This is a genomic window from Spirulina subsalsa FACHB-351, from assembly GCF_026130165.1.
Lineage (GTDB): Bacteria > Cyanobacteriota > Cyanobacteriia > Cyanobacteriales > Spirulinaceae > Spirulina_A > Spirulina_A subsalsa_A.
In genome coordinates this window covers 13,382-27,634 of record NZ_JAIHOM010000065.1, presented here as the reverse complement: position 1 = coordinate 27,634, position 14,253 = coordinate 13,382, and the positions used below count along the sequence as shown (strand labels likewise).

11 protein-coding genes are annotated in these 14,253 nt (G+C 40.1%); 5 read left to right on the top strand and 6 right to left on the bottom strand.

What is annotated here, in order from left to right; translation table 11 throughout:
* Positions 1-312 precede the first annotated feature (312 nt).
* From K4A83_RS13735 to K4A83_RS13715, 5 genes are all read left to right on the top strand, one after another.
* Complete coding sequence (locus K4A83_RS13735; protein WP_265265173.1) at positions 313-2,643, top strand: GumC family protein; 2,331 nt, start codon at positions 313-315, stop codon at positions 2,641-2,643.
* 654 nt (positions 2,644-3,297) lie between these two features.
* A complete protein-coding gene (locus tag K4A83_RS13730) occupies positions 3,298-4,539 on the top strand; it encodes a WecB/TagA/CpsF family glycosyltransferase (protein WP_265265172.1) in 1,242 nt (413 codons plus the stop codon).
* 40 nt (positions 4,540-4,579) lie between these two features.
* Positions 4,580-5,254: a sugar transferase gene (locus tag K4A83_RS13725; protein ID WP_265265171.1), complete on the top strand. Its 675-nt coding sequence runs from the start codon at positions 4,580-4,582 to the stop codon at positions 5,252-5,254.
* A gap of 146 nt (positions 5,255-5,400) precedes the next feature.
* A complete protein-coding gene (locus tag K4A83_RS13720; RefSeq protein ID WP_265265170.1) occupies positions 5,401-5,745 on the top strand; it encodes an STAS domain-containing protein in 345 nt (114 codons plus the stop codon).
* 132 nt (positions 5,746-5,877) lie between these two features.
* Entirely contained in the window at positions 5,878-7,692 is a 1,815-nt protein-coding gene (locus tag K4A83_RS13715) for an ABC transporter ATP-binding protein (RefSeq protein WP_265265169.1), read from the top strand.
* Here K4A83_RS13715 and K4A83_RS13710 read toward each other — a convergent pair.
* The 6 genes from K4A83_RS13710 to K4A83_RS13685 all read right to left on the bottom strand — a co-directional run bounded on the left by K4A83_RS13710 (position 7,689) and on the right by K4A83_RS13685 (position 14,212).
* Positions 7,689-8,765 (bottom strand): glucose-1-phosphate thymidylyltransferase, encoded by a 1,077-nt coding sequence (locus K4A83_RS13710; RefSeq protein WP_265265168.1) that lies wholly within the window; start codon positions 8,763-8,765, stop codon positions 7,689-7,691. The genes K4A83_RS13715 and K4A83_RS13710 overlap by 4 nt on opposite strands.
* A gap of 86 nt (positions 8,766-8,851) precedes the next feature.
* Complete coding sequence (locus tag K4A83_RS13705) at positions 8,852-10,006, bottom strand: glycosyltransferase family 4 protein (RefSeq protein ID WP_265265167.1); 1,155 nt, start codon at positions 10,004-10,006, stop codon at positions 8,852-8,854.
* 7 nt (positions 10,007-10,013) lie between these two features.
* A complete protein-coding gene (locus K4A83_RS13700) occupies positions 10,014-11,723 on the bottom strand; it encodes a hypothetical protein (protein WP_265265166.1) in 1,710 nt (569 codons plus the stop codon).
* A 36-nt stretch (positions 11,724-11,759) separates the two neighbouring features.
* Positions 11,760-12,443: a glycosyltransferase family 2 protein gene (locus tag K4A83_RS13695; RefSeq protein ID WP_265265164.1), complete on the bottom strand. Its 684-nt coding sequence runs from the start codon at positions 12,441-12,443 to the stop codon at positions 11,760-11,762.
* Between the two features lie 3 nt (positions 12,444-12,446).
* Positions 12,447-13,019 (bottom strand): class I SAM-dependent methyltransferase, encoded by a 573-nt coding sequence (locus K4A83_RS13690; protein ID WP_265265163.1) that lies wholly within the window; start codon positions 13,017-13,019, stop codon positions 12,447-12,449.
* Between the two features lie 14 nt (positions 13,020-13,033).
* Positions 13,034-14,212 (bottom strand): class I SAM-dependent methyltransferase, encoded by a 1,179-nt coding sequence (locus K4A83_RS13685; RefSeq protein ID WP_265265162.1) that lies wholly within the window; start codon positions 14,210-14,212, stop codon positions 13,034-13,036.
* Positions 14,213-14,253: the final 41 nt, after the last annotated feature.

Sequence of the window (14,253 nt, the reverse complement as noted above, 5' to 3'; positions counted from 1 at the left end):
GCATTTTTTGACAATTTGAGGGAAGTTGGATAGAATCAAATTATTGATTTTTTTTAAAAAACAAGCTCCTATTTTACCGAAGTAGGAGCTTTTTGTCAATTTTTTTTCTAACATTCAACACTTCTGGGTTTACGCCAAACTACATCAATTTCAGTCCCATCAATTTCAGTCCATTGATTTGTTGCGATTATAATTTGTAAATTTGTTTGTAACAAATCAATTCCCCTCTGGATGAGGTGTGTTAACATGAACCGAATATTGATCTAAGAATCCTCATGCCTTTAGGCTCAGGAGTGTCAATTTAAGTCAATTATGCAGACCGAAAACTCTTCCCCATCTTCTTCTCATGTTCAACCCTCTGTCCCTTATCCTACTGATGACGAGGGGGGGATGCAGTTAGGGCAACTGGTAGATGCTTTAAGTCGTCAAGTGCTTCTGATTATTGGTTTAACCCTTGTGATGGCCAGTTTGGGCTATTTAAGGGCAAGAAATCAACCGACGGTCTATCAAGCGAGTTTTGAACTCCTGACTCAACCGGTTACGTTGGAAACCAAGATTATTTCCTCGGTGAGTCCTGAAGCGTTAAGTAGTCGGGAGGAGATTGTAGCTGTTCAGGTAGATGATGTTCGGCTTAAACTCTTGCGGAGTCCAGATTTATTAGGACCCATTGCTGAAGACCTCTCCCTAAAATATCCCGGTTTTCACTATGGAATTTTGAATGCTGGGTTAGTGATTCGTAATGATGTGAAGGATGTTTTAAGTGTTGGGTATACCAGTTCCAATCCTCAGTTAGTTGAAGATGTTTTACAACGAGTGTCGGAAGCGTATCTTCAGCATAGCTTAGATGAACGTCAAAGTGATATTCGTCAAGGGATTAACTTTGTTGAAGACCAACTTCCTCATCTGCGTCAACGAGTCGATTCTCAACAGGAGCGTTTACAAAAAATTCGTCAGGCAAATAATTTGGTCAATCCTGAAATGACGGGACAACAGCTTTCTACCCAAATTAGTGCGGTCGAACAACAGCAGTTAAATACTCAGGTACAACTTGATGAGTTACGGGCTTTGTATGAGGATTTAACCCATGAGTTGGTGACGAAATCCCCTGAACAGGCGGCGGCTTCTGTTTTAAGAGATAATCCCCGTTATCAGGGTTTATTAGGCCAACTCCAACAGATTGATAATGAAATCGCTCAACAGTCGGTTTTATATCTGGAAAATAGCCCCGAGATTCGCCTCTTGCAGGAACAACGGGCGAGTTTAATTCCTTTGCTCTATCGAGAAGCTGAACGGGTGCAGGCGGAGATGTTAGCGCTCATTCGGGAGTTGGAAAAACGGAATAATGCTCTCAATCTCTCGGCTAATCGATTGTCTGAACAAATTAAGCAGTTATCGATTATTACTCGTGAATATACGGATATTCAACGGGAGTTACAGATTGCCACGGATAATTTAAATCAGTTTCTCTCGAAGCGCGAGGCGTTGCGCATTGATGCTGCTCAACGGGAAAGACCTTGGCGACTCCTTTCTCCGGCTGGGGAACCTAAACCATCTCGCTCATCTGCCAAGAAAAATGGGGCGCTGGGGGCAATTGTTGGTTTAATGCTCGGTTGTGGTGTGGCTTTGGCGTTAGATAAGTTAAATGATACTCTATATAGTTATCAAGAGATAAAAAAAGCAAGCCAATTACCTCTTTTGGGGGTGATTCCTTGGCAGAAGGAGATTACTCTTGTTCCGGCTGAGGGGAGTTTTACTCCGACTCGTTCTCCCCAGATGAGTTTAGAAGGGGGGTTAGAGGAATCAGTTTCGCCGGTTCAGCCGTTTTGGGAGGCGTGGATGTGGTTACAGGGGGTTTTGCCACCGATTCCTTTTGTCTCGCGTCCATCCCTAGGGGATGGGGTGGGGTCTAATCGGCGGTATGAGTCTTTGATGTTTGCTGAGGCGTTTCGTTCTCTTTGTACAAATATTCGTCTCCTTTCACCGGATCATTGGTTGAGGTCTTTTGTGATTACTTCTTCTGAACCGGAGGAGGGAAAATCCACAGTGGCAGTTCATTTGGCGATCGCCGCCGCGGCCATGGATCAACGGGTATTATTAGTGGATACTGACTTGCGCCGTCCTCGGGTTCATACCCATTTAGGATTGATTAATGCTTATGGGTTAACCAATGTTTTAGCAGGGGAATTGGACGTTAATTCCGCCATTCAGCGATCGCCACTTGAAGAAAACCTTTCCATTTTAACCACAGGATCCATGCCCCCCGACCCCATTCGCTTAATCGCCTCCCAAAAAATGGAGAACTTAATGCACAAACTCTCCGAAGCCTTTGATTTAGTGATCTACGATGCTCCCCCCGTTCTCGGATTAGCCGATAGTCATTTAATCGCCACCCACACCGACGGTGTGATACTCGTCGCTGGTTTAGGTCAGATTAAACGCTCTGTCCTAGAACAAGCCCTCTACGACCTACGAGTTTCTAGCAATCCCCTACTGGGTATCATTGCCAATCGCTCTAAAACCTTACCGAGTCGTACCCCCAGTGATTATGCTCGTTATACTCCTGCCGAGTCCAACCTCACTCCGTGGCCTACCCAAGAATTAGCTCCCCACCCAAAAACAGTAGCGAGGGTGCTGCGACCATAACTGAGAGTTCACTCCTCCGGGGAATCGCCGCCAAAGATTTGAACGGGGTTAGCGACGCATTCCCCCACCTCGGCTTGCTAGGTTGGGAGAGCTTTATTCTGAGTATTTTCCCGGAAATATGAAGTTTTATAAATATTTAGCCGGATTAATGTTAAATTTTCCTGAAACTTTTTCCCCAGAAATTTGAAGCTTCCATAAAGTCCAAGCTCTTCTTCTTAAAGAAGTGAGAATCTTTTGCCCATAAATATTAAGCTTCTGTAAAGTTGGGAGTAGAATCCGGCTCAATTATAAAGATTCTGTAAAGTTAGTCCCTCAGTCCATCTCCGATTTAAAGATTCTCTTCACTTGACCGCTCCCCCAGTTCTCCGTGAAAATAACTAGATTGTCTTGACCTTCCGCCTAACTTTAAGTATAACAGCGTAAGTAAGGCTTCTTAATTTCTTGGTTTTTCGCCGTTATTGGCTATTGTACGTTGCTGATTGTAATGGTGCTTCCAATATCCTAAGAAAGGTAGCGGTAACACTTGGGCTTAACCTGAGTGGAATCAGTAGAGGTGTTTTGACTACGCCTTTGAAGCTCAATCTTTGGGCTATTCAAGAATCTCAGCGTCTTTAGACCTGAGAGCGTCAACTTTAAAGATGACGGGGTTTAATTATGGCACAACCAATAAGTGAAACAGTCCCCCGATTTGGGTTGGGTGACTTTCCTCTAATTCCTTCCAAACGGCTCATTAGTTCATCGGTCACCGCGTTACGTTTAGAAGAACAAGTTCAAACCATGCTGGCTTGGGCCCAGCAACATATGAGTAAATCCGTCTGTGTTGCCAATGTTCATATGTTAATGGAAGCACACTGGCATCCTGACTTTGCCCAAATTCTCAACGATTCAGACCTTGTAACACCCGATGGAATGCCCCTTGTTTGGATGTTACGGTTGCTCGGAGCAACCACCCAAGACCGAGTAGCTGGGATGGATATTCTGCTTAAATCCTGTACACTGGCCCAATATTGTGGTGTCAGTGTTTATTTTGTTGGGTCACACCCGGAAATCTTAGCTCAGATGCGGGAGAAGCTCCAACAACAATTTCCCCAGCTAGAAATTGCCGGGATGGAACCCTTACCCTTCCGTCCGATAACTCCAGCCGAAGATTCTGCCCTAATTGCCAAGATTAATCAAAGTGGTGCTGGCTTAGTATTTGTCTCCTTGGGATGTCCTAAACAAGAACGTTGGATAGCACAACATAAAGGGAAAATCCAAGCTGTTATGGTGGGCTTAGGCGGTGTTTTTCCCGTTTATGCGGGTTTACTCAAACACGCTCCTGAACAAATGCGCCAAATGGGTTTGGAATGGCTCTATCGCTTAGTCCAAGAACCTCAACGCCTCTGGAAGCGCTACACAGAAACCATTCCGCCCTTTCTTTGGTTAGCCGCTAAGCAATTATGCTTAGAAAATCGCCCGGCTGCCGAACCCTTCGGTTTCTCAGCCGTGGATTCCTTACTGTCTCAAACCTCCATACCCATTGGTCAACTGCTCTATCAAGCGGGTTTATTATCCGAAGAGCAAATTACCCGCATTTGCCATTTACAAGCTCAACATCGTCATCTCCGCTTCGGAGAATTGTTGGTACAGCAGGGGTGGTTACGACCGGAAACTGTAGATTTTTTTGTTGAACAGTTACCTAAAGTGGTGATTGCTCCTCGTAAACAGCCTTTAGGGTATTACTTGAAATCAGCTGCCTTATTAGATAGTGAACAGATACAAGTGATCTTACAGGAACAATCTCAACGGGGTGAACGTTTTGGTGAAATGGCCGTTCAGAAAGGTTGGCTTAAACCCGAAACCCTACATTTCTTCTTAAATTATCTCGTTCCTGAATCTATCCCTGTCACCGTTTAATTTCACCCAACTTTTTCCTTCATTTGGAGTGCAGTCAATTATGAACTTGTCTAACTCAGCACTGTTTCAAGACATCAGCCAAGGGATTTACTTCCCCGGTGCCACCTTCCATCCTTCAACTAATTCTCTCTTTAAGCGCTTCTTGGATATTTTAGGCAGTTTGGTGGGTTTGGTGATTTTAGCGGTGATTTTTATTCCCATTGCCCTGGCTATCCAAATAGATTCCCCCGGTCCGGTACTGTACCGTCAGAAGCGTTATGGACTACATGGTAAACCCTTTACCATTTGGAAGTTTCGGTCAATGGTTGTAGACGCAGATCGTCTTAAAGAACAAGTCAATAACCAAGCTCAAGGTCTAATCTTCAAAAATGAAGCAGATCCCCGGATTACCCGTGTGGGTCGTCTTTTGCGCGCTTCTAGTCTGGATGAATTTCCCCAATTCTGGAATGTTTTACGGGGAGATATGAGCTTAGTGGGAACTCGTCCCCCGACGGAAGATGAAGTCTCTCGCTATAGCGCTCATCACTGGCAACGTCTGAATGTTAAACCCGGTTTGACTGGGGAATGGCAAGTCAATGGACGTTCGAGCATCAAGGACTTTGAGGAAGTGGTGGCTTTAGATTTGCGCTATCAAAATGCTTGGTATCCCTTCTATGACCTGATTATTATTGCCAAAACCGTTCATGTAGTTTTTGCTCGGATTGGCGCTTGCTAGGGTTTTAGAGTCTCATCTCGACTCCACTCGATGACTGCCCGGTTGTTGTTGCAGTTTGATTGTTTGCTCCCTAATCTGTTTTTCAACAGGTTGACTTGTCAGTATTCCCTTGTAATTATTTAATATCGCTAAGGTTTTATAAAAAGATGATTAAACAAATGCTTCCTGATGATTCAAAATTAACGGTTGTACAACTCAAAGGCTCTCTGAATTCTAACCATGCTTTTGAAGTGCAACGTCATCTGTTAGACCATACTCTAGTTGGTTCTAATACCTCAATTCTCCTCTTAGATTTTTCTGAGCTTCAATCGTTAGATCGGGATGGACTGATGGTTTTAGTCTCTATTGTCAAGTTTGCTAGGGGATTAGGACAGCGTTTAGTGTGTTGTTCAGTTTCTGCTTCTATTCGCATGATTTTTGAACTCACCCAATTAGATCGAGTTTTAGAAACCTATGAAACTGGAAGCGAGTTTCTCTTGAAAAACGCTTGAATATTTGTAAGAATGCTCAGGTTCTACCTGCTAGGGTTAGGGTCGAGATAAATGGTACTCTAGCAATAATCGTGGGATTTCACTCGGATTTGATATGATGACTGGGTGCGTCATTCATAATTTCGTTTCCTCATGTTGAATTATTTAAGTAAAGTTTTCTATATTATTCCGTCACGGAAAACTCGATTAATTTGGATTTTTTTACTGTTTCTTTTCCTCTCTTGTCTTGAGGTTTTTGGTCTAGGTTTAATTGCTCCGTTTCTCAGTTTAGCCACTGAACCAGACTTGATTGAGACGAACACTATTTCTCAACAACTCTATCAGTATTTTTCCTTTCAGTCTAAAGGCTTATTTGTCGCGACAATTGGTTTTATTATTATTGGGGTTTTTATTGTTAAGTCCGTTTTAGCTTGGCGTATTCGGGTTTATATTCTCCAGTTCGGGTTTTGGGTACGAGGGGAGCTTTGTCGTAAGTTGATTTCCCAGTATCTAGCGGCTCCTTATTATTTCCATTTGACTCGTAATAGTGCTGAGTTAATTCAGCAAATTACGGAATATACAAGGTTTTTTGCCATAGATATTGTGATTGAGTTACTCAATACTTCTTCGAGTTTAATGATTGCAGTCGCTATTACAATTTTGTTATGTTTTAATAGTTTGGTGACAGTTTTAGCTATTCTTTTGATCTGCTTACCGTTAGTTATTTTATTAGTTTTTGTCCGTAAAAAAATTCGTTATTGGGGTAAAAAAGCTACTCGTTCTAATGAACAAATGGTGCGAGTGATTAATCATAGTTTGGGAGGTATTAAGGAGTCTAAAGTTATTGGCTGCTCGAATTATTTTGAGCAACAAATTTCTGAGGAAGCGGATATCTACGAGCGGGCTTCTAGTTGGGTCTTTAGTGTTATTCTTTTACCTCGATTAATTATGGAAACAGTCTTAGTTATTCTGTTGATTGGGGCAACATCTGTTGTGTTAATTATTTATCAAGATATTACGGATTTAATTGCGGTTTTAGGGGTTTTTGCTTTAGCTTCTCTTCGTCTTGTTCCTTCTCTGACTCAAGTGACTTCGGGGTTATATAAGTTACGCAGTCAAAGTTATACTTTGGAACGCCTTTATGGGGATTTGAAGCAATTGGAAACCTTAAATACTGTTTCTGAGCAGAATCCGATTGTTTTATCCTCTGCTCGTTCTTTTGGGAGGAATTTAACGAATTCCTCTCCTCCAGTTTTGAGTTTCCAGAAGTCGATTGTTTTGGATCAGGTTGCTTATGCTTATCCTAATTCGGCTGGATTGGCTTTAGATAAGGTTTCTTTGTCGATTGAACGGGGAGAGTCTATTGCTTTAATTGGCAAGTCTGGGGCGGGTAAAACAACCTTGGTCGATGTTATTTTAGGGTTGTTAATTCCCAGTTCAGGGGATATTCAAGTCGATGGTCAATCAATTTATAAAAATTTGCGGGATTGGCAGAATTTAATTGGTTATATTCCTCAATCAATTTTTTTGATGGATGATACGATTGAGAAAAATATTGCTTTTGGGGTGAGGGAAGAAGAGATTGACTCGGAGCGTTTAAAACGGGCGATTCATTCGGCTCAATTGGATGAGTTAATGGCGGATTTGCCGGATGGGGTAAAAACGATGGTGGGGGAGCGGGGGGTGCGTTTGTCGGGGGGACAACGGCAACGGATTGGGATTGCGCGGGCGTTATATCATGAGCGCGATATTTTGGTGTTGGATGAGGCGACGGCGGCGTTGGATAATGAGACGGAGGGGTTGGTTACGGAGTCGATTCGTTCTCTGAGTGGCAGTAAGACGATGATTATTATTGCTCACCGTTTGACGACGGTGGAACATTGCGATCGCGTTTATATGATGGATAAGGGTCGTATTCTCAAGGTGGGGAGTTATCAGGAGATTGTGGTGGAGGGGGATTTGCTTTAGGGGGTTAATTCTACTCGACAGTCGTCTCCGATTAAAAATCGCAGTGCTTTGGGTCGTCGGGGGGTGATGGTGAGTTGAGCGCGTTGTCCAATGACGCTATCGATGATGCGCTGGTGGATGTTGGTAATTTGCGCTCCTTCTAGGATCATGCTGTGGTCAATGTCGGTGTCAATGAGGGTGACATTATTGCCAATACTGCTATGGGGACCGACAAAACAGTTTTCGAGGTGGCAGTTTTGACCAATGATGGCGGGGCCGCGCACGGTACAGTGAATCAGGGTGGTGCCTTTGCCGATTTGCACTCGTCCCATGATGCGGGATTGGTCATCGAGTTGACCTTCTATGTGGGTGGTGAGGTAGCTATCGAGGATGATGCGATTGGCTTCTAGGAGGTCGTCTTTGCCTCCGGTGTCTAACCACCAGCCTTGTAGTTCTCGTGCTTGGACGGTGTATTGTTGGTTGATGAGGGTTTGGATGGCGTCGGTGATTTCGAGTTCACCGCGTTGGCTGGGGTTGATTTTTGCGATCGCCTCATGCACTACTGCTGTGAAAAAGAAAATTCCCACCAGTGCCAAGTTAGAGGGGGGAATTTCTGGCTTTTCGACTACTCCTAACAGATTCCCTGCTGGGTCTAATTTTGCCACTCCAAAGGCTCTCGGATCTGGGACTTGGCGAAGTAGCACTAAAGCGTCTAAATTCTGTTGGGTAAATTGGTCTACAAACTTTCCTAAATCCTCTTCAATCAGGTTATCCCCCAAGTACATCAAAAAGGGGTCATTGCCTAGGAAAGGTTGAGCGACTTGGACGGCATGAGCTAAACCGAGGGGGTGTTCCTGCAAAATGTAAGTAATCTTCGCCCCAAATTGACTCCCATCTCCAGTTTTAGTTTTGACCTCTTCCCCAGTTTCTGGGCTGATAATCAGACCCAAATCGGTAATTCCGGCTCGGACAATGGCTTCAATTCCGTACCACAGGACGGGCTTATTTGCCACAGGAACCAGTTGTTTTGCCCCGGTGTAGGTGATGGGTCGTAATCGGGTGCCTTTGCCGCCAGAGAGGATGAGAGCTTTCATGGATGGAGTTCGGTTTTAAGGGTCTGTGCTATCTTAAAACACCAATAGAGGACTCCTGTCCTTGCGAATACTGGTGAGTCTTGGGATTATAGGATGCTCCGATAAGCAGCTAAGGTTTCTTGGGCGGTGCGTTCCCAAGAAAAGAGTTTGGCCTGTTGCTTCCCTTTTTGGATCAGGTCTTGTCGCAATTGGGAGTCACTAATGACTTTTAAAATTCCTTGTGTGAGGTCTTCGACTTCGTTGGGGTCAATGAGCATGGCCGCCTCTCCGGCGACTTCGGGGAGGGAGGAGGTATTGGAGGTAATGACGGGGGCTCCCAAGGTCATGGCCTCTAGGACGGGTAGACCAAATCCTTCGTAGTGGGAGGGGTAGATGAAGGCTTCGGCTTGGCTATAGAAGAGGGCTACAAGCTCGTCTGGGAGGTAGTTGAGGTGGTGGATGTGGTGGGAGTATGGGGAGGATGCGATCGCCTTGAAAATCGGCTCATATCGCCATCCCTTTTGGCCAATCAGTACTAACTCATGGTCAATTTTGTACTGTTCTTTCAGTTGATTAAAAGCTGCAATTAGGGTGGTAATATTCTTACGCGGCTCTAAAGTGCTGACGAACAAAAGATAGGGTTTCCTGAAGTCATAAGCCAAGTCAACAGGTGGTTTCGGGAGTGTCTCTAGCGTTTGTTCTGTATAGCGACTAGCTAAAGGTGTAACGACCACTCGTTCTGGGTCAAAATTGAGATATTCCACAATATCCCGTTTTGAACTTTCCGAAATCGTTAGCACCAAATCCGTCCACTGAAGGCACTTCTGGACTCGTCTCCCATACTGTTTAACCACAGAGTCAATATAATCTGGGTATTTCAGGAAAGTTAGGTCATAAATCGTCATCACCTTCCGACAGTTTTTGTAGGGAAAAACTGTATAGTTTGTTCCATGTATAATATCTGGTGATTCCAAAATTGGCTCCCAGTATTTTGGGAAAAACTGAGGGTAGTAGTCCAGCAGTAAGTTGGAAAACCGAACGGGTAAATCTAAATGATACTGAGGATGATAATTCTTGATATTTGGTGACAACTTAACTTTCTTTTGAATCCATTCCTTTAATCCCGGTTGATAAACTATTCCAATTGTTGATTTATGATTGTTTTTTAATGATTTAATCTGTTTGATTAAATTGAATATATAAATTCCAACTCCACTTAATGATTTAGTTATTGGGGTTGCATCAATTAAAATATTTGCCATTAATTATTTACTCTATTGGTACTGGTATAATATCAACCTCAAAACCACCTTCTGGATGAACGTAATGATCGATACTATATTGTTTAACTAATGGGTCACTTTGCTCTTCCGTTGTTCGAGAAACCATACATAGATTTCCTTGAATTGTAGGATTGTTCGACTGTAACCAATGAATAGAAGTTTCTAAATTCATAGAAACTGTACTACTTCCATAGTTGGGAGGGACATTACCAGAGTATCCATTGATTACAGGTACATTAGCCTTTATTCCTCCCCACATCGCTGAAACTTGATCTGCCCAAAATGCCTGATTTGAACTGAGTTGAACATAGGCAAAATCACAATTCTGAGATTTTTTTAAAAGGTATTCTATAGATTCAGATTCTTTGTCAAATGAAGCTTTTGCATAGGTGTTTTGAGTGAAACTTACTTGTTCTAATACTACAATGATTGTTAATGAAAAAACTAAAAATAATCTGATATTTCTGAGAATTTTTTTTTGAAAAATAGCAGTTAAGCAAATACAATTTGTAATTAATATATAAAAATATACAACTGTCCAAATTCTACTTACTGCCCTAATTACAGAAGCTCCAGGGAAAATATCATAGATGGTTTTCCATAAAGAAAACCCATTAGGTAATCGTAAAGATAATGCAATAATAACTAATCCGGTAATGAAACTGCTAATAGCAATAATTTGATTACTCTTAACTAGATATTTTTTATATTTAGTTAAAATTATTATACTAATAATACTGAATAAAATTAATGTAAATCCAGAAAATAAATAGTGTTCCCATATCATAGGAAGGTCTGGATTTTTCCATTGAAGGGCAGAGCCTAACGCGCTTCCTGGTATGATAGAAAACCAAGATGATAAGCGAGGTAGCATTGTATCAACTTCTGAATAGGGTCTTGAACCAAAAACAGATTTAGTTTTTAGGTAAGGCTGCAAAAAAATAAAAATGAGCAATAGCCACATTGAAAAAATTGGTATGCTAATCTTGTAAGAACTTTTAACAAATTTTATCAATTGAAGTTTAGGATTTAATCTAACACTATATATGGATAATACAAAAATAAATATACTGAAACATAAAAACCATCCTAAATATATTCCTGATAATATCTGTAGATAGATAAAACTCAAAAACAAAGTTAAATATTTTATCGTTGGTTTTTGAATAAATTTACAAATGTACAAAAAACTGAGGGGCGTAAAAAATTGAGGTAAGAGTTGTGGGAATCCTAGGGCTGATATGCGTGGTAGACTAAAAGCAAATACAAAAGAACCTATTATTCGGAATGCTAAATTAACTTCAAATTGTTTTAGCAAATGAGAAAAGCTGAAAAAGTTTAAACAGCTTACTGCAATCATCCAAAGTTGAAAAGATGTAGATTCATCAAAAAGAAATCGAAATACCCAATAAACTGGTGATGCTCCAAATAAGTTTTCTGAGAAAGTTAAAGTATTAGAGTAAGGAAAAAAGAATGGTGCAGACCAGAAACTGCCAATATATTGGCGGTTAAAAAAAAGTTGAAAATAATGTTCTAAGAAATAGTTGACTAATCTTGAGTCTCCTGGATTACTTGGCATTAAAGCAAAAGAACTCTGAATTACCGGATAAAATAAAATAACGACTCCTATGGCACAAAATAGAATATGTAAAAAAATAGCTCTATATTTTGCTGCTTGATGTATAAGTGCTGTCATCCTACTTTATTGTTATATTGATTTTTTGACAAATCTTTAAAATAAATTGTATTTTAAAATACAAAAAATTGCTCTAAATCCATCTTTCCAGCCTATTTTTTTACCTTCTTTGTATGTTCGACCATAGTAAGATATACCAACTTCGTAAATTCGGCAGTCTAGCTTAGCCACTTTTGCTGTTATTTCTGGTTCAAAACCAAATCTGTTTTCTTGAATTTTAATTGATTGAATAATCTCTCGTCTGAATGCTTTATAGCACGTTTCCATATCACTTAAGTTAATGTTGGTAAACATATTGGAAAGCAGAGTTAAGAACTTATTCCCTATCATGTGCCAAAAGTAAACAACTCGGTGAGGTCTTCCACCTTGAAAACGAGAACCAAAAACAACATCAGCTTGATTATTGATGATTGGTTCTATCATTAAGGGATATTCTTGTGGATCGTATTCTAGATCAGCATCTTGTACAATAACAATATCTCCAGTCGCCGCGGCAAACCCTGTGCGTAGTGCCGCCCCCTTACCTTTATTTTTATGGTGGTAGATTACTTGCTCAACTGTAGATGCAATCTTTGTTTCTAAGAGTTCTCTTGTTCCATCAGTTGAGCAATCATCAACAATAATGATTTCACAAGTGACAGGGGATTTTTTTACGGCTTCAATAACTTTAGAAATTGTCCCTATCTCATTGTAGCAAGGGATAATAACTGATAGTTTCATGGGTTAAAAATTTTTCTTAACGACTGTACAAAAGTTATTCATCCAAAGTTGAAAATATTGGTGCTGAAATTCTTGAAATCCTGCATTAACCACTAAGGATTGCCTTAACTTATTTCGATTATAATATCGTTTATGATCTCTGATCTCAGCTTCGCTTACAATTTTCAATTGATAGGCTAAAAACTCAAGAATTGGTTTAGACCAGACTGAAGGAACAGTTAGTATTAGTTTACCATTAGGTTTAAGAATTCTCTTGATTTCTTTGAGAATTTCTTGTTCATATTCGATATGTTCTAATACAGCTAACATTGTAACAACTTCAAAGCTTTCATCTTGAAATGGAAGTTGATCATCTAGCTTGATTTGAATTGTTTTAATATTATTGATTTCTATTGGATTAACTTTAAAGTCTACTCCTACTCCCTGTTTGATATGGGATGATATTGATTTCAAAAAAGTTGCTGAAGTTCCACATCCAATGTCTAAAAGGGTGGAATTTTTAGAAATATTCTTTACTACTTTTTTCAAACGAAAATTTCGTAATATTGGTTCTAGTAGTGGTTCATTGTGCTTCATGACTTATCTTAATATTATATGACTGTTATGGTTACAGTTTTTGATTTTGATCCAATATTCTCAAACCAACAAATGGATTCAGATACTAAGTCTATAGTAACCTTAAAAACTCCAGATTTATCAAATTTTACTACAATGCTTTTTTCAATGGTTTCATGTGGTTTAATATTTCGATCAAAACAATGTCTTGAAAAATCAAGATTAATTAGATTATCTTCTTCATCATATAAGTGTGTTCCAATTTTGACTACACCAATATCATTAATATTTTCATGAAGCCATATCGCTTGCCCTATGTTAGTAATTTTCAGAAAAATCTTTGCAGGTTCACCTTTTCTTACATTAAAATTTTCTTTCTCAAGAGTAATACAGTGAGCAAGTCCTATATGACTTCTGCTATCTGGAAAGAATTCTCCTTTGTATAGGAAAAAGATGGTTCTATGGAGCATTATTTGTCGAGCATTTTCTAGAATTTTATTTTCTAGTTCCCTGTTAGAATTATTTAATGATTCATAGTCATCTAATGAAATTTCAATGTTATTAAACAAGTGTAGTCTTATGTCAGTGAAACCATGTTTAAGAGCGATAGGGAATATTTCAGAGATTATAATATCATTCTCTAAAACTTTGTAATTTTTCATTTCATACTGGGATTGAGGTGATTGTGAATGAATTCGTCCTGGTTCACTAAAACCAGCAATCCCTCCAGTTTTTAGTACACGACCTAACTCTGAAATAACTTCATCTTGGTTGGGGATATGGTGGAATCCATCGTGGCAAACAATTCTATCCACAGATTCCGTTGGTAAGTCTATTCTATGTCCGTCAAAATGTAAAAATTGAGGTTCTGAAATTAACTCACCGATAATGGGATAATCTAAAAATAATTTTTTTCCAATTTCAAGTGCTGTTGCTGAAGCATCACAACAAATTGTTTGACATTGGAGTTGATTTAAATATCTGGAAAACCAGCAAGTTCCAGCAGCAAACTCTAAAACAGTCATTGTTTTTCCTAGGTGTAATCCTGACAAAAGATTTCCCATATTGCATAAAAGCTCAGGTGCTTCAATGATGCTACTGAACGGTTTACCCATTTGTGGGATCGGATTCTGGATAGATTTAAAGTACAAATCTGCCGTTTTACATAACTCTTCCACAGAGACATTTTTTATTATATCTTTTGGATTAATCATGAAAGTTCCTCAATACTTTTAGTTTATTTTAATCAATTTTA